At 59.4% G+C, this 17,798-nt stretch carries 16 protein-coding genes and 1 pseudogene; 8 read left to right on the top strand and 9 right to left on the bottom strand.

The window, feature by feature from the left end; translation table 11 throughout:
• Nucleotides 1-132: 132 nt before the first annotated feature.
• From ACVWZ1_RS11290 to ACVWZ1_RS11275, 4 genes are all read right to left on the bottom strand, one after another.
• Entirely contained in the window at nucleotides 133-1,137 is a 1,005-nt protein-coding gene (locus ACVWZ1_RS11290) for an alpha-E domain-containing protein (RefSeq protein WP_414400092.1), read from the bottom strand.
• Nucleotides 1,131-3,041, bottom strand: a complete 1,911-nt coding sequence (locus tag ACVWZ1_RS11285) for a hypothetical protein (RefSeq protein WP_457466430.1) — start codon at nucleotides 3,039-3,041, stop codon at nucleotides 1,131-1,133. The genes ACVWZ1_RS11290 and ACVWZ1_RS11285 overlap by 7 nt, the downstream gene beginning before the upstream one ends.
• Nucleotides 3,035-3,586, bottom strand: a complete 552-nt coding sequence (gene moaC / locus ACVWZ1_RS11280) for a cyclic pyranopterin monophosphate synthase MoaC (protein ID WP_457466431.1) — start codon at nucleotides 3,584-3,586, stop codon at nucleotides 3,035-3,037. The genes ACVWZ1_RS11285 and moaC overlap by 7 nt, the downstream gene beginning before the upstream one ends.
• A 92-nt stretch (nucleotides 3,587-3,678) precedes the next feature.
• Nucleotides 3,679-4,170 carry a Tic20 family protein gene (locus ACVWZ1_RS11275; RefSeq protein WP_457466432.1) on the bottom strand — a complete coding sequence of 164 codons (492 nt, stop codon included), beginning with the start codon at nucleotides 4,168-4,170 and terminating at the stop codon, nucleotides 3,679-3,681.
• 305 nt (nucleotides 4,171-4,475) lie between these two features.
• Between ACVWZ1_RS11275 and ACVWZ1_RS11270 the strand changes: the two genes are divergently transcribed.
• The 3 genes from ACVWZ1_RS11270 to ACVWZ1_RS11260 all read left to right on the top strand — a co-directional run bounded on the left by ACVWZ1_RS11270 (nucleotide 4,476) and on the right by ACVWZ1_RS11260 (nucleotide 7,849).
• Nucleotides 4,476-4,943: a hypothetical protein gene (locus ACVWZ1_RS11270; RefSeq protein ID WP_457503400.1), complete on the top strand. Its 468-nt coding sequence runs from the start codon at nucleotides 4,476-4,478 to the stop codon at nucleotides 4,941-4,943.
• Between the two features lie 268 nt (nucleotides 4,944-5,211).
• Nucleotides 5,212-6,246 (top strand): ferrochelatase, encoded by a 1,035-nt coding sequence (gene hemH / locus ACVWZ1_RS11265; protein WP_457503401.1) that lies wholly within the window; start codon nucleotides 5,212-5,214, stop codon nucleotides 6,244-6,246.
• A 244-nt stretch (nucleotides 6,247-6,490) separates the two neighbouring features.
• On the top strand, nucleotides 6,491-7,849 hold the full coding sequence (locus ACVWZ1_RS11260; protein ID WP_457503399.1) for a CCA tRNA nucleotidyltransferase: 1,359 nt from the start codon (nucleotides 6,491-6,493) through the stop codon (nucleotides 7,847-7,849).
• Here ACVWZ1_RS11260 and ACVWZ1_RS11255 read toward each other — a convergent pair.
• On the bottom strand, nucleotides 7,846-8,589 hold the full coding sequence (locus ACVWZ1_RS11255) for a response regulator (RefSeq protein WP_414419555.1): 744 nt from the start codon (nucleotides 8,587-8,589) through the stop codon (nucleotides 7,846-7,848). The two genes, ACVWZ1_RS11260 and ACVWZ1_RS11255, sit on opposite strands and share 4 nt — an antisense overlap.
• 374 nt (nucleotides 8,590-8,963) lie before the next feature.
• Here ACVWZ1_RS11255 and ACVWZ1_RS11250 point away from each other — a divergent pair, with 374 nt between their 5' ends.
• The 5 genes and pseudogenes from ACVWZ1_RS11250 to ACVWZ1_RS11230 form a co-directional block, all read left to right on the top strand.
• Nucleotides 8,964-9,866 carry a 4-hydroxybenzoate solanesyltransferase gene (locus tag ACVWZ1_RS11250; RefSeq protein WP_457503398.1) on the top strand — a complete coding sequence of 301 codons (903 nt, stop codon included), beginning with the start codon at nucleotides 8,964-8,966 and terminating at the stop codon, nucleotides 9,864-9,866.
• 189 nt (nucleotides 9,867-10,055) lie between these two features.
• The gene (locus ACVWZ1_RS11245; RefSeq protein WP_457503397.1) at nucleotides 10,056-11,621 is read left to right on the top strand and encodes a hypothetical protein; all 1,566 of its coding nucleotides are present in this window, start codon (nucleotides 10,056-10,058) and stop codon (nucleotides 11,619-11,621) included.
• 136 nt (nucleotides 11,622-11,757) lie between these two features.
• Nucleotides 11,758-12,549 carry a serine O-acetyltransferase gene (gene cysE, locus ACVWZ1_RS11240; protein ID WP_414424610.1) on the top strand — a complete coding sequence of 264 codons (792 nt, stop codon included), beginning with the start codon at nucleotides 11,758-11,760 and terminating at the stop codon, nucleotides 12,547-12,549.
• A gap of 180 nt (nucleotides 12,550-12,729) precedes the next feature.
• Nucleotides 12,730-14,574, top strand: coding sequence for a bifunctional phosphoribosylaminoimidazolecarboxamide formyltransferase/IMP cyclohydrolase (purH, locus tag ACVWZ1_RS11235; RefSeq protein ID WP_457503395.1), 1,845 nt, complete (start codon nucleotides 12,730-12,732; stop codon nucleotides 14,572-14,574).
• Nucleotides 14,575-14,675: 101 nt separating this feature from the next.
• A pseudogene (locus tag ACVWZ1_RS11230) lies at nucleotides 14,676-14,859 on the top strand (hypothetical protein); the annotation flags it as partial.
• 60 nt (nucleotides 14,860-14,919) lie between these two features.
• Here ACVWZ1_RS11230 and ACVWZ1_RS11225 read toward each other — a convergent pair.
• The 4 genes from ACVWZ1_RS11225 to ACVWZ1_RS11210 all read right to left on the bottom strand — a co-directional run bounded on the left by ACVWZ1_RS11225 (nucleotide 14,920) and on the right by ACVWZ1_RS11210 (nucleotide 17,782).
• On the bottom strand, nucleotides 14,920-15,651 hold the full coding sequence (locus tag ACVWZ1_RS11225; RefSeq protein WP_457503394.1) for a transporter substrate-binding domain-containing protein: 732 nt from the start codon (nucleotides 15,649-15,651) through the stop codon (nucleotides 14,920-14,922).
• Nucleotides 15,652-15,730: 79 nt separating this feature from the next.
• Nucleotides 15,731-16,087, bottom strand: coding sequence for a 50S ribosomal protein L20 (gene rplT, locus ACVWZ1_RS11220; protein ID WP_011434388.1), 357 nt, complete (start codon nucleotides 16,085-16,087; stop codon nucleotides 15,731-15,733).
• Between the two features lie 133 nt (nucleotides 16,088-16,220).
• Nucleotides 16,221-16,421 (bottom strand): 50S ribosomal protein L35, encoded by a 201-nt coding sequence (rpmI, locus tag ACVWZ1_RS11215; protein ID WP_011434387.1) that lies wholly within the window; start codon nucleotides 16,419-16,421, stop codon nucleotides 16,221-16,223.
• A 128-nt stretch (nucleotides 16,422-16,549) separates the two neighbouring features.
• Nucleotides 16,550-17,782 carry a class I SAM-dependent methyltransferase gene (locus tag ACVWZ1_RS11210; RefSeq protein ID WP_457503393.1) on the bottom strand — a complete coding sequence of 411 codons (1,233 nt, stop codon included), beginning with the start codon at nucleotides 17,780-17,782 and terminating at the stop codon, nucleotides 16,550-16,552.
• Nucleotides 17,783-17,798: the final 16 nt, after the last annotated feature.

The raw sequence follows: 17,798 nt of genomic DNA, 5'->3' as shown, positions 1-17,798 counted from the left end.
GGAAATGTCCTTCACAGGAGTCACTGTTCGCGTCAGCGGGACGGAGTCCTTGAAGCCCGCACTCTTTCGCTTTAGCGGCGCGGAGCGCTTTGCGTCAGCATGAGTGCGGGAGTATGTCACAGTCGAGGCCGTTCATGTCAGTTGGGCTTGACGTTGAGAGAGTAGAGGGGATTCAGACGGTTGCAAGGGGCGAGTGGCAAAGAAAGTTTCGTAGATACAATCGCCAACATGGTTCATTTGTAGCTGCAATTTGTCGAGAAACTCATGTAAGCCCTGCTCCATAATGTCGTCGATGGTCAGGTAGTCCAGCTCAGAACGCAGGCGGCCCAAAGCTCGCTCGCTGGGATCCCGCCAAGTATCGGCTGGGGTGCCGGTGATTTGGTGCAGGGATCGATCCGCATGAATAAGACAAAACTGAATGGAGCGGGGAAATTGCCGATCCAAAATCAGGAAAGAGGCCACCTCTCTGGGATTGATGCGGTGCTGGCGGCTGTATTTCCGGTACATTTCATAAGCACTGGCCGACTTCAGCAAAGCAATCCACTGCAACTCATCCAAAGCCGTACCCACATACTGCAGAGAGGGCAGCAAGATAAAATACTTAACATCCAAAATGCGCGCCGTTTTGTCTGCCCGCTCCAAAAGACGGCCAATCTGGCCAAAGTGCCAACCTTCCCCGTGGGTCATGGTGGCATCCATCACCCCGGCGAATAGGTGGCTGGCCAGTTTCACTTCCGTGAAGAAATCGTGGAGCTGACTCAGGTGGGGGCCTTGCTGAGCTGCTTCTTTGACCATCAAATAAAAGCGGTTGACCCGCTCCCACATTTCTGAAGAAATGACCTCCCGCACAGAACGGGCATTTTCTCGCGCCAGCCGCAAACAGGAAAGGATGGAGTTGGGGTAATCCCTATCAAAAGCCAGGAACTGGATGACTGTTTCTTGGGTTGCCTGGCCATAGCGTTGGTAAAACAGCTCCTGATCCCCGGTGGTGTAGACGATGGGATCCCACTGCTGGGCGGGACCGCTGGGCAAGTCTAGGATGAGGTTGAGATTGACATCGATGAAGCGGGCGATGTTCTCGGCGCGCTCCACGTAGCGGTTGAGCCAGTAGATGGAATCGGCCACGCGACTCAGCATGCTGTTACCTCCTCTGGAGTTTCTTGTCTCCGCGCTCCGTTCAAATTCAACAAACGAAGCAGCCGCCGCAGCTTCACCAGCAGCACCCCCGTCAGGCCGGTCAAGATCCACCCCATCCACTCGGCTGCAGTACCCAGATAGCGCACCTGCACGCGATGATCCCCCGGCGGGATCCGCACCTGCAACAGCCCCAGTCCATTGTGCTCGGCAGATGTGAGGCGACCATCCACCTGTACCCGCCAAGCGGGGTAGTAAAACGTGCGCAGGACTACCCATTGATCCTGATCGGTGGGGTTAACGGCCCGAAAACGACGGTAGCCATAGCGCCACTGCTCCACTTCCAACAGTGGCTCCAGATTGCCTTGCTCTTGTCCAAAATCCACTACGTCCCCCTGCCACCGCAGCAGCGGATCCACCTCTGGGGGCGGCATGGGCAGGGTTGCTTGGCGAGGTCGGTACTCCAGCACATCCACCAGCGCCAGCCCATCGGGAAAGATCCAGTGCCAGTGAAGAAAAGCGATGCCCAGTCGCTGCTGGGGCTCATTGGGAAATGGCTTGGCGACAGACAGCTCTTGAAAAGTTTGGATGGTCTGGGGGTCAAACCTGGCTCTGGACAAGACCTGCCAGCCCTGCCAGCTTTGTATCCCCATGGCCAGACCTATCCCCACAATCAAGAGGATCCTCAAGCCCTTTTGTCCCCACCCCCAGGCGGCCAGGGATCCCAACAGCCAGGGCACGGTTACCGCCATCACCGCCATCCAGCGCCAAGAAAACTGAATGCGCCGCAGGGGCAAAATCCACTCGTAGAGCCAACCCAGCAAATCCGTCATCATCAGCAGGGCCACCAAGCTGGCCCCCAAGCTGTAGAGCAGGATGGCTTTGGCCAGGGGAGCAGAGGATTCTAAGGCACCATGGGACTCCGTCTCGCCAGCACGAGCGGAATGGATTGGGGTCATCCCCCTTGTCCTGCGGGCCAGCCATTCCCAGAAAACCAGGATCCCAGCACCCAAGACAACGGCTACCATCCAGAGCCAGTACCCTACCAGGCCGCTTTCAAACCAGTGCTGCGTCAGTTGCGGCTGGAGCCGGGTCAGCCCACTCAGCATCAGGCGATGTTGGGGCATGTACTCTTCGACAAAATTCACCAACTCCACCTGGATGAGGCGCTGATCCCAAAAGGCTGGCAGCAGATAAAACGCCGTCCACCCCAGCCCCAGCCCAAACCCCAAGTAGCAGCGCCCCACCCTGGGCCAGAGGGGATCCCAGCGGCCCAGCACCCAAGGCAGAGGCAGCCAAGTTAGCGTAAAGACCAGCAAAGTGGGCAAGTGAGATAGGGCCAACAGGCCGTAGCTAATGGCCAAGGCCACAATTGGCCAAAGGGACTGAGGCCGACAAATCACCTGAATCGAGGCCCAGAAAATCCAGGGGGAGACAGCAATGGCCCACACTTCCCCAATTGCCCCCCGTTGGTAAATATCCACCAGCCAATAGGGGCCGGCCATACCCGCCAGAGCCAAAACCAGAGCCCAAGCCCAGGGGATGAGTTGCCGGAGAAGGGCATACAGCCCTGCGCCAAAGACTGCCATCGCCAAGCCCATGCTGGCCACCAGGGATCCGGGCATATCCAGCTCCAGCAGGCGAAACGGCAGAGGGGCCACCATGCACAGAGGGGGGTAAAAGGCAAAGGTAGGATTGCCGTAGCCGAAGTTGGAATACTCCAGCCAGCGGGGGTAAAACTGCCCGCCGAAAAACTGTCGTTGATACTGAAAGGCCCAACTGAGGTTGAAGTGAGTGGAGTGAGTCATGGGATAGCCCTGGCGCAGCATGGGCCAGAGCAGCACCCCAATGCCCACCAACAACCCTAGCCCAACACCCCTCTCTGGTTGTTGCAAAGCTTTCAGCATTTCTCGGCGTTGTCCCGATCCTCTGCCTCGAAAGGCCCAGACTTCCCCCCATACTTGCGCAACAGCCGGATGTTTTCGATCACCATCGTCTTTTCCAGGGCCTTGGCCATGTCGTACAGGGTGAGGGCGGCCACGGAAACAGCCGTCAGAGCCTCCATCTCCACCCCTGTTTGGGCGTTGGTTTTTACTGTAGCGGTGATCAGAAAGCCGGGCAGATGGGGATCCGGATCCAGATCCACAGTGACGCTGCTCAAGGGGAGAGGATGACACAGCGGGATCAGATCGGCGGTGCGCTTGGCAGCCATGATCCCGGCCAGCCGGGCTGTTTCCACCACATTCCCTTTGGGCCCTTGACCGGCCAAGATGGTCTGCAAAGTCGTTTCTGACATGCGTACCTGTCCTTGGGCAGTGGCCAAGCGGGCAACCGTGGGCTTGTGTCCCACTTCCACCATCTGTACTCGGCCAGAGGCGTCCAGGTGGGTGAGGGCTTGCCCAACAAAGGACTCTGTCCTGCTGGCGCGACTAGAACTCGAATCCGATGGCACCCCGGCCTCCCACAATCCTTGAGAGCTGAAGAGTTGGCTTAGGCTCCGATGAGGTCGGCAAATCGGCAACCAGACCCGCAGGGACTTGACAACTAGTAGCGAATCCAGGCATAGGCGGCATCAGAGAGCACCGGCACCTCGGCGTAGTGGCCGCGAATGTTTTGCACCCAGGCGTAGACGGTGATGGCAATCACCCCCAAGAGAGCCGTGGTGGCCAAAATGCTGACCACCGCTGCCAGGCCAAGGTTGCCGAAGAGTATGCCAAACGCCTGCATCAGCACCTGCACCAAGAACAAGGCAATGTTGAGCAAGAGCGCCTGGATGGTGTTGAAGCGAACAAAATGGGCTACGCGGGTGTTGCGGATCACCAGGAACAGCAGAGCCAAAAACACCCCCATTCCCAGCCAGCCCGTGGCCAGGGGCACCAGACGAAACAGAGGCGCAAAAATGGGGATCAGCCCTGGCAGAGATTGAAACAACCCAGAGGGCAAAAAGCCCAAGGGCAGAGCCGATACCAAAGGCAAAAGGTAGGGAAGGGATCCCCACAGCCGATTGATGGGAGTGATGTCGCCGCGCCAGGTCATAATCCGTCGATCCCCATAGGTGCAATGGTTACTGGAGCTGGCTTGTCGGTGCGCTTCTGGGATCCCCGCAAGCTACAGGTCGGAAAGAGAAAGCAACACCCAAGCCTTGGGCCTATTGTAGTCGATGGATTTGGGTGGCTCAACGCGCTTGGCCGCAAGCTGGCTTCTGCTTTCCAGTGAGCAGAAAAACTGGAGGCCAAAACGTTCAGAGTGAGCGCTCCGATGAATCCAGGCTGATATAATCAACGGCAAATTCTGGCTGCATCACCGGTTTTTCAGGTTCTCTACATTTTTCAGCTTCCACCATGAAGATTTCATCGTCTCCCGCTGCTCGCATCGTCAGAGCTTTTGTCTGGCAAGTTTGGTCTGGGCTGATGGGTTTTCTCAACGACCGTCTGTTGCCGGAGCGCTATCACATTCGGCCCGAAGCTTTGCCGGAGTGGATTGCCCAGGTGTGGGCTGGCTATCTGCGCTATCGGGAAGCCTCTCGTCCGGGGGCGATCCAGTTTCGCGGCTTGACGGTGGATCCCAGCCGAGATCTGCGCTCAGCTCACCTCGGATCCCGTCCGCTCCGCTACCGCGGCTGCCCTGTGGAGACGGTTGCCCGACCTGGGGATCCCTCTCCTACCGCCCAACCCATCCCTGAAAAGGCTTTTGTGCCCCCCTACTGGAAACTCCTCAATACGCTGCGCTTGAAGTTGAGCCTGGCCGATGTCGATTGCTACCCCGTCACTCCGGCCCTGCAGCGGGTTTACCGCGGTCAAGAGTTCTGACAGCGCTCTGCTCCTTAGCGGCAATGGGGTGTTGATGCCGGGGATCCCTGCAGTGGGTGGGGATCCCTTTTTGGACTTTGTTCGCGACAGCGGGACGGAGTCTCCGGATTGGACTTGTAGGTTTGGGTGCGGGTGGTTTCTCCTGAGGGGAAAACTGAGAAAGACTGCAAAAAAACTTAAGGTCACTTTCCCGCTGGGGGATAAGAGCCCCTACAGTGGATAAAGAAGAACATGGTGCTCCGCACCGCCAACGCGAATGAGCTTTGTTATGTCCAAAAGCGGCGTGCTCCTGCTGAACTTGGGGGGGCCAGAGACCCAGGCTGATGTGCAGCCCTTTCTTTACAATCTGTTCGCCGATCCTGAGCTGATCCGCCTGCCATTTCCCTTCTTGCAGCGGGCCTTTGCCTGGGCCATCTCCATGCTGCGGGCCGAGAAATCCCGTCGCAACTATGCGGCCATTGGGGGGGGATCCCCCTTGCGGCGCATTACTGCTGAGCAAGCGCGAGAACTGCAGGCCCACCTGGTGGCTGAGGGCTATGACGTGCCGGTGTATGTGGCCATGCGCTACTGGCATCCGTTGATCGAGTCGGTGGTGCAGCAGATCAAGTCGGATGGGATCACCCGCTTGGTGGTGCTGCCGCTTTACCCGCAGTATTCCATCAGCACGACGGGATCCAGCTTTAAGCTGCTGGATCGGCTCTGGGCTGAAGATCCGGAGCTGGCATGCATCGAGCGCTGCCAGATCTCCTCCTGGTACGATCAGCCTCAGTACGTGCAGGCGATGGCCAGAGCAATTCGGGAACAGTTGGATGGATTTGCCGAGCCCGAAGGGGTGCATGTGCTGTTCAGCGCCCATGGCATTCCCGAAAGCTATGTCACCGAGGCCGGGGATCCCTACCAACAGGAAATGGAAGCCTGCGTGCGGCTGATCTGGCAGCAGGTGGGACGCCCCAATGACCACACCCTCTCCTATCAAAGCCGGGTGGGTTCGGTGCGGTGGCTGCAGCCCTATACCGAACGGGTCATCCTGGAGTTGGGCTCCCGAGGCGTGAAGCAGTTGCTGGTGGTGCCGATTAGCTTTGTGTCGGAGCACATCGAGACCCTGCAGGAGATCGACATCGAGTATCGGGAACTGGCCCATCGAGCTGGGATTGCCGATTTTCGCCGTGTGCCCGCCTTAAATACCGACCCTCTGTTCATTGCTGGCTTGGCGGCGCTGGTGCGGACTCATCTGCTCACTCCAGGCTTGGCAGCTCCTGCCTTTGTCCCTGCTGCTGTGGGCAGCTCGCTGCTGGAGCGGTAGGGAAAAACTCCGGACATTTTATGAACGCTGACGCGACCAGACGAGGGCGCTGCCTGCACATCCATAAGCAATCCCCCCTCAAGAGAGAAAAGAGCAGAGAGCAAAGAGCAGAGAGCAAAGAGAGCGTATCCTCACTTCTCACCTCTCACTTCTCAATCCTCACTTCTCACTCCTCTCGTTGCTCCGCACCGCTGACGCGAACAGGAAGTCTTGATTAGGAATGACCCTAGGCCCGAGGAAAGCCTTGCTGACGAAGTGGCTGCTGACCTATTTCTACCAATGGCTGCCTTTCCCCCAAGAGTGGCTGCCGCAGGAAAGCTATTGGGTAGGGGGATCCCTGCGGGATGCTTACCTGGCTTGGCTGCGGAGCTGTGCTGCTGGAGATCCCGTTCGCGACAACGGGATGGGGTCTTTAGCACCAGTGGATTTGGATCTGATGTGTGCTGTGGATCCCGTGGGCTGGGCGGCAGGGGTGGCGCGACGGCTGGGGGCAGGCTTTGTGGTGTTGGATCCCGAACGGCAGATTGCCCGCATTGTGTTGGCAAAGTTGACCGTGGACGTGGGGCTGCAGGCGGGATCCACCCCTGAGGAGGATCTGAGGCAGCGGGACTTCACCTGCAATGCCCTGGCCTTGGATCTGCAAAGGGAGCAACTGCTGGATCCCACAGGCGGACAAGCCGATATTCGCCAGAGCCGGATGCGCATGATCCACCCCGACAACCTCAGCGCCGATCCGGTGCGGCTGTTGCGGGGTTATCGACAGGCGGCTCAGCTGGGGTTTGGGCTGGATCCGGCTACGCAAGAGGCGATCCGGGAGCGGGCTCCCCTTTTGGCGAATGTGGCGGCAGAACGGGTGCGGGCAGAGATAGTGGCCCTGTTGGAGGCAGGGATCCCAGGGCTGGCTCACCTACAGGCGGCGGTGGCGGCGGGGTTGCTGCAGGCTTGGCTGCCCCACCTGAAACCGGAAAGTCCGGGCTTCCCTCAAGCTCAGGCGGTGTGGGAGTGGGCCGAACGCTGGCGACCGCTCTATCCCCGCACGCTGGCAGAGCTGGCCCAGCCCTTGACATCCTCACGCGAAGGGCGCGGCAGGCTGTTGGCAGTGGTGCTGGCGGCTTTATTGTGGGATCCGGCAGGAACCAAGGCCTCCGTCCCACTGACACAAACGGCAGAAAGGGTGGAAACCGAGCTGGAACGGCTGCGCTTCAGCCGGGCGGAAATGCGGGCCATCCAAAAGCTGCACCATCTCCTGCCTCAGCTCCAGCTCCTCCTAACGGACTCCCCCACCCCTGCCCAACAGTGGCGGCTTTACCAACAGGCGGGATCCCTGTTCGGTGGCCTGGCGCTGTTGGCGGTGGCTACGGGCGGCGACCCTCAAAAGCTGGAGTCTTGGCTCAAACGCTACGAAGATCCTCAGGATCCCCTGGCCCATCTGGTGCCCCTGCTGGATGGCCGCGATCTGCTGCACAGCTTGGGGGCCAAACCCGGCCCCTGGGTAGGTCAGTTGCTGCAAGCTCTTCAAGAGGCGCAGGCTTGGGGGCAGATTCAAACTCGTGCCGAGGCGCTCTCTTTTGCCCGCCGGTGGCGTGGCCAGCAAAAAGACTAGCCGAAGCGATAGCCGAAGCCGCGCACCGTCACCAAATACTCTGGGTTGCTGGGATCCAGCTCCAATTTTTCCCGCAGCCAGCGGATATGTACATCGACGGTCTTGCTGTCGCCCATGAAGTCGGATCCCCAGATGCGCTCCAGAAGCTGTTCCCGCGTCCAAACGCGGCGGGGATTGGACATAAACAGCTCCAACAGGCGAAACTCTTTGGGGGAAAAACTCACCTCGACGCCCCGCACCAACACGCGGCACTCCTGAGTAAACATGCACAGATCCCCGTAACGGAGCACCGTGGCATCGCTGGCTTGGGCCAGTTGTTGCCGGCGCAACACCGAGCGACAGCGGGCGATCAGCTCCCGCATACCAAAGGGCTTGGTCAGATAATCGTCGGCCCCCAGTTCCAAGCCCACCACGCGGTCGGTTTCGCTACTTTTGGCCGTCAACATCAAGATGGGAATCGTGTTGCCCTCCCTGCGCAGCAGCCTGCATAGATCCAAACCGTTCAAGCTGGGCAACATCAAATCCAGGATCATCAAATCCAGCCGCTCAGCCGTATGTACCACCTCAAGGGCTTGCCGACCATCGGCGGCCTGTAAAACTTGATATCCCTGTTCTTCTAAAGCCAGGGCAACCGTTTCCCGAATGGCATCCTCGTCATCCACCACCAGCAGGGTCTCCAGATGGGAAGCAGCTTCCTTGGCTTGAGGAAGTGGACCGGTCATGGAGAGGGTTGCTTCCATACAGAACTCCGTTGCGCCTGCACGCAAGTGCTCCGCACCGCCGTCACGAACGCGGAAGCGTCACGTAGCGATAACAGCCTCACAGGGTGAGAAGGGCAAGTGCCGCCACCGTCAACAGCAGCCCCCCGATAGGATATCAAACTTCCAGGGCAGGCCAATAAAGAGAACAGGGGCGGACTGACTTGCACAGGGCCTTGAGACGGCGAATGGAACCGAAAGGATTCCAAAAACCTGCAATTAATTCAGGATGATTTAAGATCTCTAATGTGGAGCCGCCCCTACCCACGCCTCATGGTGCTCTGCACCCCTCCCGCGAACGGCAACTCACGCTTTAAGGACTCCGTCCCGCTGTCGCGATTGGCCGGAAACCGGTTATGTCTGCTTCCCCTTCTGCACTCTGGGCCACTGGCGGAGCCATTCTGCGGCTGTTGCGCTGGCACAAGCCGGCAGGGCGACTGATTTTGATGATCCCGGCGCTGTGGGGAGCTTTTTTGGCCGGACGGGGAACGCCCCCTTGGCCGTTGGTCGGGATCCTGATTCTGGGCAGTTTGGCCGCCAGCGGAGCGGGCTGTGTCATCAACGATCTTTGGGATCGGGACTTAGATCCATTGGTGGAGCGCACCCGCCATCGCCCGTTGGCCAGTCGGGAGTTGACCGTTGGCGTCGGGATCCTGATGGCGCTGGTGAGTTTGGCCTGTGCGGCAGGGCTGGCGCTTTTCCTCAACCCGGTCAGTTTTGCCCTCTGTGTGGCGGCGGTGCCGGTAATTCTGCTCTATCCAGGGGCCAAGCGGGTGTTTCCGGTGCCGCAGTTGGTACTGGCTCTGGCGTGGGGATTTGCCGTGCTCATCAGTTGGACGGCGGTGAGCGGCCAAGATGCCAACACCCCCCTGTGGGAGGAGGGGCTGGGCTGGTTGTGGCTGGCCACGGTGTTGTGGACCCTGGGATTTGATACCGTCTATGCCCTTTCGGATCGAGAAGATGATGAGCGGGCCGGGATCCATTCCAGCGCCCGTTTTTTCGGGCAGCGGACGCCGACGGCGGTGGGGCTGTTTTTTTTGGGCACTGCCATCGCGCTGTTGGGGGTGGGGATCAGCCTGCAGCTCCATGGGGTTTATTTTGTCAGTTGGGCCATCGCCAGCGTCCTCTGGGGCCGGCAAACCTGGCAGCTTCACCGAAGGAATCCTCCTCCCACCCTGTACCCGGCCATCTTCGGCCAAAACGTGGTGCAAGGATTTATTCTGCTGGCGGGGATGATCGGCGGGTCCCTGCTGGCCTGAGGGATCCCCTGGCCTCTCGCATGGCCAGATGCCTCTCTGAAGAACGCCTTGCCCCTCAGCCGACGCTGGGGCTGCCTCTTTGGGAAGGGATCCCGACAAATCTCCGGACTGGCAGGGATCGGCCCAGGGCCAAAGGCAAACGGTAGAATGGGTCGATAATTAAAGGAAATTAAAGAATCCTAGCCTCCGATGGCCCCACTAAGCGGCGGTGAGCCTCCCTATGACATTCTTATTCTCTCAAACGGCCCTGGAGAGCTGACCACCTGGGTGCGTCCGGTGGTGATGGAATTGCGCCAGCAACTGCCTCAGGCACGCCTCTCCCTGGTGCTGTCCCCCTGCCCCCATGCTTCCGGGCAAGAGATGAAGATAGCGCAAGCGTTCGTCGACGTGGATCGGGTGCAGGATCCCGATTTTTTTCTGGCTTTTTTGCTTACTGGCCAAACCGAAGAAGCCTGGAATTGGGCCAAGCGAGGGGTGGTGCTGTTTCTGGGGGGGGATCAGTTTTTTGCCGTCTGGATTGCTCGCCGCTTGCGCTATCGGCTGGTGGTCTATGCTGAGCATCAACCCCGTTGGCGGCCTTGGGTACATGCTTTCGCCGTGCGAACCGAGGCAATCAAACGCCGCTACGATGGCGGACGGCTGCTGGGCCACCCTTGGGCCCACAAAATGCACGTTGTCGGGGATTTGATGGCGGATGGCGTAGCCAGCGCTGTCTATTTGCCGGGGGTGCCCCTTTCCGGCTGGCTTGGCAGCAGATCTCCTGCCGCTGCCTCCAAACCCACGGCAGGCTTTTCTTCCCCAACCCAAGCCTTTGGCCTGCTCCAAGATGCATCTCCCAGCTCCATCGGCGAGGGGGAGCCTGTAAGAACTGCGCCAGAGAGAGTGGGGAACCGCTTCACCGATCGCGTAAGCGGGCCGGAGGCCTTTCGCGTAAGCGGGCCGGAGGCCTTTCGCGTAAGCGGGCCGGAGGCCTTTGAAGAATTGCTACCGCGCGGCTGGCAGCGTCTGAGCGATGAGAACCGCACCCACTATCAGGTGGGGTTGCTCCCAGGTTCCAAGCCGGCCAAGCTCTCCTTGGGGGTGCCGCTGGTGCTGGCCGTGGCCGATGAGCTGCGACAGATGCTGCCGAATGTCCGCTTTGTGATCCCGGTGGCCCCAGGACAAACCCCCCAGTCGTTGGCAGCCTATGCCCATCCCAAGCTCAATCCCGATATGGCTTTGATCTATGGCACCTCAGCCATTCTGGAGCAGACCAATCTGGGATCCCAGTTTGTTACCCCCTTTGGCAGCACGGTGCAATTGTGGACGAGCTTCCCCGCCTATTCTGTGCTGGCCAACTGCGATCTCTGTCTGACCACCATTGGCGCCAACACCGCCGAGCTGGCCTATTTGGGGGTGCCGATGATCGTGGTGATCCCCACCAACAAGCTGGAGGCAATGCGCGCCTGGGATGGGATCCTCGGCCTGTTGGCCCACCTTCCGGGCTTGGGCACTTGGCTGGCCCGCGTCTTCAATAGGATTGCTCTGCGTTGGCTAGGTCACTTGGCTTGGCCGAACATCTGGGCGGGGCGAGAGGTGGTGCCAGAGTTGCGGGGCCATTTGCGCCCGGTGGCCGTGGCCGAGCAAATGCGAGTTCTGCTGGAAGATCCCCAGCGCCGTCAGCAAATGCAGACAGAACTGCAGCGGCTGGGGGGAAGGCCGGGAGCCGCGCAAGCCATTGGAGAACTGGTGGCTCAGCAGTTGAGTAAAGGCTAGGGCAGAAGGCAATTTGCTTGAGCTCGACCCAGTGGAGAGTTGCGCGAGGAGCTCCCTTGGCGCGATTGGAGATCTCTCCTTGCTGCCGGCAAAAAGTGCTAAAAGGGGAGTGGAGGTTCCTAAACGGAGACCATTCATGCTGACGGAGGCCGAGCAGTCGGCGGTGGAAAGCCCCAAAACGGGGGAGGGCAATTCTCTCCCTGCTGGCAAGCCGGAGCCAAAACTGGGGTTCTGGCAGCAATTTTGGGAGGATGTTGATTGTGTCTTCGATCGGGATCCGGCAGCACGCAATCGCTGGGAGGTCATCTTCACTTATCCCGGTGTGCATGCTCTGTTTTTGCACCGCATCGCCCACTGGCTGTGGAAACGGCGCTGGTTTTTCCTAGCGCGGCTGCTCAGCTTCTTGGCTCGTTCTTTCACATTGATTGAAATCCACCCGGCAGCCAAGATTGGACGGCGCTTTTTCATCGACCACGGCTGTGGGGTGGTGATCGGTGAGACGGCAGAAATTGGCGATGATGTTACCCTCTACCACGGGGTCACCTTGGGGGGTACCTCTTGGAACAAGGGCAAACGTCATCCCACCCTGGAAAATGGGGTGATTGTCGGCACGGGGGCAAAGATTCTGGGGCCGGTTCGCATTGGGGAAAAAGCTCGTATCGGAGCCAACGCGGTCGTGATTCAGGATGTAGCTCCCGGCATGACGGTGGTTGGGATCCCAGGCCGTGCGGTCATCCCGCCCCATCAACGCCGCATCCCCGCCCATGGCATTGACCTAGATCACCATCTCATGCCTGACCCGGTGGGGCGTGCAATCGAGCAGTTGCTGCACCGTATTCAAGATCTGGAGGCCCAGGTGGCCCGCCTTAACCGGGAACGGGAACAGGCTCGGCAGGATCAGGTTAGAGGCGAAGCAGACTATTCCTGAGAGGACTCCGTCCGAGCAGCGCGAACGGGCTCTGTTCACTTTTGAACACCATTGTGCTCCGCACCGCTGATGCGAACGATATGAACCAGGTGGCTGGACAAGAGGGTCCAGCTTTCGGGGTATGCTGTGAGAGCGCTGGCCAGCTTTTTCCTCTGAATCTCTATTGGGTAACGCCGTCCGATGTCCCTTGTTGCTCCGCAACCCTGTCGCGACCAGGATTCTGTACCGTTGGCTTTGTTGAGCGTGTCCGACAAAACCGGACTGATCCCGCTGGCCCAAGCCCTTGTCCAGGATCATGGCTTTCAACTGCTCAGCAGTGGAGGAACCGCCAAGGCGCTCTCAGAAGCTGGGATCCCGGTCACCCCTGTCTCTGCCTATACCGGCGCACCGGAGATCCTGGGAGGAAGGGTGAAAACGCTGCACCCCCGCATTCACGCCGGCATTTTGGCCCGCCTGGAACGCAGCGACGATCAAGCAGATCTGGACGTGCTGGGGATCCCTCCCATTTCCCTGGTGGTGGTCAATTTCTACCCCTTTGAGCAGACGGTGGCACAGGCGGGGGTATCTCTGGCGGCAGCTTTTGAGCAAATTGATATCGGCGGGCCCACTTTGGCGCGGGCGGCAGCCAAAAATTATCCCCACGTCACGGTGCTGACGGATCCCAGCCAATACCCTCGGTATTTGCAACTGCTCTCCGGGGCCTGTGGGGAAATGGAGCGGCTGGAGTTTCGCTTCCAGTGTGCTCGTTGTGCCTTTGAGCAGGTGCTGGCCTACGACCGTGCCATCGTCAATTACCTGGCCCGGCCAGGGTTGTGTCCGGATCCCCCCTCAGGAGAGAAGAGAGAAAAGAGAAAAGAGGAGAGAGCCTCGCTTCTCACTTCTCCCTTCTCACTTCTCCCTTCTCACTCCTCTCCTTCCTCCGCAACGCTGACGCAACCAGGTGGGTTTCAACTGCAAGGGATCCCTTGGCGAACCTTGCGCTATGGGGAAAATCCCCACCAAGCTGCCACTTGGTATGTGACGGATCCGTCTGCCCCCGGCTGGCATAAAGCCAAACAGTTGCAAGGGAAAGAGCTGAGCTACAACAACTTGCTGGATCTGGAGGCGGCCCGCGCCCTGGCGGCAGAGTTAACCTTGTTCCTCCACAACGCTGACGCGACACGGCTCATCTCAAGGGAGGAAAGAGAAGAGAGCAAAGAGAAGAGAGAAGAGATTCCGCCTCCTCACTTCTCAATCCTCTCTCCTCACTCCTCTTGTTGTGTGGTGGTCAAGCACAACAACCCCTGTGGGGTGGCTCTGCGCCCCTCTCTGACTGCTGCCTTGGAGGCCGCGCTGGCTGCCGACCCGGTTTCTGCCTTTGGGGGCATCGTCGCCCTCAACCAAACTTTGGATCGGGAGACCGCCCGGCGGCTGGTAGAGCCTTTTCTGGAGTGTGTGGTGGCTCCCGATTGTACCCCGGAGGCGGCTGAGCTGCTGTCGGCCAAAAAGAACTTGCGGGTCTTGGTCTTGCCGGACTTGTGCGTGGGGCCTGCACAGACAATCCGCACCATAGCCGGGGGCTTTCTGGTGCAGGATGCCGACTCACCTGTTGTGCCGCAACGCTGTCGCGATCAGGGACTGACGCAAACCGACAGCCCCCCCTCTTGGCAAGTGGTCACCCAACGCCAGCCCACCCCCGCAGAATGGGCAGATCTGGAGTTTGCCTGGATAGTTTGCAAACATGTGAAATCCAACGCCATTGTCGTTGCCAAGCAGGGACAGACGCTTGGCATCGGAGCCGGGCAGATGAATCGGGTGGGGGCAGTGGAGATCGCCCTCAAGCAGGCGGGATCCCAGGCGGCAGGGGCTGTTTTGGCCAGCGATGGCTTTTTCCCCTTTGCCGACAGTGTGGAGATGGCTGCCCGAGAAGGGATCCGCGCCATCATCCAGCCGGGGGGGAGCATCCGCGATGCCGATTCCATTGCTGCTGCCAACGCTGCCGGTATTGCCATGGTTTGCACCGGCATACGTCACTTTCTGCACTGAGCCCGCCTTTCTGCTCAAGAGAGAAATCTTCCCAAGAGAGACAAAGAGCATGACTCTAGTCAATAATAAGCTCAACTATACTGAAAGTAATGTATAATATGTTCAGTACGGATTACTACCAGTTGATCTTTCTGTTTACTTTCGAGTCTGCCAACATGGTAGCCAAAGCAAAGCAGAAAATTGGTAGTAAGACGACACGGAAACTGCGCTTTGGGTATTCTACTCAAAGCTTTGCGGGATACCGCCATTCTGGTTGGAAACAAACAGAATGCTATCGCTGCATAGTTGAACAGTGATGTTCAGCAGTGTTCAGCGTAAATGTATCAGTAGGGAGTATCCTCAACTTTAGGGCAACCCCCAAGCTCTGGCCCGCTCTGCCAGCCAGCCCTCAGCCCGCAAATTCTCCAGTTCTCGGCGCACCCGCAGCCGCAATTCGGCGTGCTGCAGCCCCTTGGGCATGGCAATGCCCAGCCCCACCGTTGCCAAGGGGGATCCCAGAAATTGAAACTGTTGCTCCGCAGCGCTTTCGCGACGGGGATGCTCTGCTAGCCACCCTGCCAGCACCGAGCGATCTGCTGCCCACCCCTGCACCGCCCCTTTCAGGAGCAGTTCCGCCCCTTCTCGGTAGGAATCGACAGGCACCAACTCCACCCCTGGCAGGTATCGATTCAGCAGGGGAATGGCGCTGGAACCGCGCAAGACTGCAACGCGACCGCCCCGCAAGTCCGACCAGCTTTCCCAGTTGTGGGAACGAGCCACAACCAAGCTGGGGCCATCCTGATAGTAAGCAGAAGTGAACTCCACCTGGCGCGCCCGATCCGGGGTAATGCCGATCTGAGCAATGGCCAAATCCACCTGGCCGTCAGCCAGCACCTGCAGCCGCTCTACATTCGAGACCGGCACCAACTCCACAGCCTCTGCCGAGCCCAACAGCCGGGATCCCAGCTCACAAGCCAGCTCGATCTCAAACCCCTGCAGATCCCCTTGGGGAGTGCGAAACCCCAGCGGCCTCAAGTTGTCTTTTACGGCAACGCGCAGCTGCCCAGAATCCACAATCTCCGACCAAGGACGAGCCACAGTAGGGATCCCTCTCCCCAGGCAGGCGAGGGCCAGAATGGCTGCCAGGAAGGACTTCTGGATAGCCGTCGGAACCTCCTCAGGAGGCGCGAGACTGGCGCGCTGCCTCCACCACCTGGGTAAAGGCCTCTGGATCCAGGAAAGCCAAGCGGGCCAACATTTTGCGGTTGAGCTGGATATTGGCTTTTTTGAGACCATCGATGAACTCGTGGTAACGCAGGCCCTGGGCACGGGTGGCCGCGTTGATGCGGGTAATCCATAGGCGACGAAAATCCCGCTTCTTGCGGCGGCGATCCCGGTAGGCGCTGCGCAAAGCCTTCATCACCTGCTGGTTGGCGGTGCGGAACAGCTTTGAACCAGCTCCCCGAAAGCCTTTGGCCAGCTTGAGGATCTTTTTGCGGCGCTTGCGGGCGACATTGCCCCGTTTGACTCTCATGGCAGTAACTCAATAGGAACTTGAACAAACTCAAACTGAAGGGTAGAAGCACTCCGTCCTGCTAACGGGATCGGAACTGCTGTCGCCAATGCCAGCCCCTGAAATCTTCTTGCCGGCGCGAGCGGGATCCCGGCTAGTGGGTGTTGGGCAACATCAGGCGCACATTGACCACATCCCGCTTGTCCACCAGGGCCACACCGGCCAATTTGCGTTTGCGCTTGCTGGTTTTGTGCTCCAGCAAGTGGTTGTGCCCGGCCCTGCGACGCATAAACTTGCCGCTGCCGGTCAGGCGGAAGCGCTTGGCTGCTGCCTTGCGGGTTTTGATTTTGGGCATGATGACAACCCCAGAATATGCGGGGCCAGAGCTAAAGGTCACAGCTTTCTAGGATAAGCCATAGAAGAACAAGAGGGCAAATGCCAAGGTTCGTCCCGCTGAGGCAAGGGAAAGGGGTCGAGAAACTCTCAGGAGACTGAGTTTTGAGGCTCCAGCAGCAGCACTTGCCAGCGCAGCAAGCGTTGCAGTTGCTCAAAGCTCAGGGGGCACTCTAGACCAGCCTGGATCTCTTGGACGGTGCGGATCCCGTCCACCTGTTGGAGAAAGGCGAAGGCTTCTTCGCTCAGGGAGATGGCTTCGTAAGCATAGTTGAAAATGCTCCGCCCCGGCCACAGGCCCAGACAGGGGCTGAGGTGGGCGATGGCTGATGCTACACTTTCCGGGCTTGTCCATTCCCAGCGGCGGATGGGGGGCTTACCGAGAAACAGCTCGTAGTGGGCCACCACCGGATCCAGCAGCTCGATCAAGCGATAGCGTTCCGGCTCTGGCAGTTGAGCAGCTTGCGCCAACAGCGCTTCATCCTGGCCCAACACCCGCTCCAGCCGCCAAAACTCCGGGTTGGAAAAGCGCAGAAACTGCAGTCCGGAAGCCCGGATTAATTCAAACAGAGTCTCGATGGTGTAGTCCACTTCCTGGGGGTGCAGGTACATATCGGCGAAGCATTCGTCGTCCACGTTCTCGATGGCCCAGCGGGCCCGTTCTTGCTGCTGGATGCGGTTGGTTTCCGGCAAGATCTCGAAAAGGCGGCGGCCCACCTGGAGACCCCTCTGCAATTGCTCCGCCGAGGCAAGGGTCTGGTGTTCAGAACCCGTTACCAGCAGGCGGATGGCCTTTTGCATGAGGCGGATTTCGTGGCGGCCCAGCTCACCATACACAAACAGGTGCAAGAGCCCGCCGGGAGCCAATTTGCCGGCCAAAGCCTGCAGCCCCGCCACGGGATCGGGCAGGTGGTGGAGCATGCCCACGCAGTTGATGAAGTCAAACTGCCCCGGCAGTTGGTCGATGTCGTAAACGTTGAGCTGGCGAAACTGCACCGGCGGTGCCTGGGAAGCTCGACAACGGGCCTCGGCGATTTCCAGGGCGCGGCTGCTCAGATCAAAGGCCCAGATTTCTGCGTTGGGGTTCTGGTGGGCGATGTATTCCGTTCCCACTCCCGAGCCACAGCCCGCATCCAGAATGCGCACCTTGCGCCGACCCGGATGGGATCCCGTACAAAAGGCATGGGCCTGGGGCCAACTCCAGCGCCAATTCCACCCTGGCGGGGGAACAGTGCCGATGGGCTGCGGGGGGAAGGGGTAGAGCTCGTAGAGCTGCCGCACTTGGTTGAGCACTTGTTCGGCGCTGCAGGAGTTGGGCTGCATGGGCTATCCGTCGGGT

It is taken from the genome of Thermostichus sp. MS-CIW-25 (assembly GCF_054060015.1).
The sequence above is the reverse complement of the archived record's forward strand: the minus strand, read 5'-3'. Positions and strand labels throughout refer to the sequence as shown.

What these genes read in the sequence shown, in the direction of transcription:
- ACVWZ1_RS11290 (WP_414400092.1), bottom strand. Translation starts at nt 1,137, where the DNA reads ATGCTGAGTCGCGTGGCCGATTCCATCTACTGGCTCAACCGCTACGTG.
- ACVWZ1_RS11285 (WP_457466430.1), bottom strand. Translation starts at nt 3,041, where the DNA reads ATGCTGAAAGCTTTGCAACAACCAGAGAGGGGTGTTGGGCTAGGGTTG.
- ACVWZ1_RS11275 (WP_457466432.1), bottom strand. Translation starts at nt 4,170, where the DNA reads ATGACCTGGCGCGGCGACATCACTCCCATCAATCGGCTGTGGGGATCC.
- ACVWZ1_RS11270 (WP_457503400.1), top strand. Translation starts at nt 4,476, where the DNA reads ATGAAGATTTCATCGTCTCCCGCTGCTCGCATCGTCAGAGCTTTTGTC.
- hemH (WP_457503401.1), top strand. Translation starts at nt 5,212, where the DNA reads ATGTCCAAAAGCGGCGTGCTCCTGCTGAACTTGGGGGGGCCAGAGACC.
- ACVWZ1_RS11255 (WP_414419555.1), bottom strand. Translation starts at nt 8,589, where the DNA reads ATGGAAGCAACCCTCTCCATGACCGGTCCACTTCCTCAAGCCAAGGAA.
- ACVWZ1_RS11250 (WP_457503398.1), top strand. Translation starts at nt 8,964, where the DNA reads ATGTCTGCTTCCCCTTCTGCACTCTGGGCCACTGGCGGAGCCATTCTG.
- ACVWZ1_RS11245 (WP_457503397.1), top strand. Translation starts at nt 10,056, where the DNA reads ATGGCCCCACTAAGCGGCGGTGAGCCTCCCTATGACATTCTTATTCTC.
- cysE (WP_414424610.1), top strand. Translation starts at nt 11,758, where the DNA reads ATGCTGACGGAGGCCGAGCAGTCGGCGGTGGAAAGCCCCAAAACGGGG.
- purH (WP_457503395.1), top strand. Translation starts at nt 12,730, where the DNA reads ATGTCCCTTGTTGCTCCGCAACCCTGTCGCGACCAGGATTCTGTACCG.
- rplT (WP_011434388.1), bottom strand. Translation starts at nt 16,087, where the DNA reads ATGAGAGTCAAACGGGGCAATGTCGCCCGCAAGCGCCGCAAAAAGATC.
- rpmI (WP_011434387.1), bottom strand. Translation starts at nt 16,421, where the DNA reads ATGCCCAAAATCAAAACCCGCAAGGCAGCAGCCAAGCGCTTCCGCCTG.
- ACVWZ1_RS11210 (WP_457503393.1), bottom strand. Translation starts at nt 17,782, where the DNA reads ATGCAGCCCAACTCCTGCAGCGCCGAACAAGTGCTCAACCAAGTGCGG.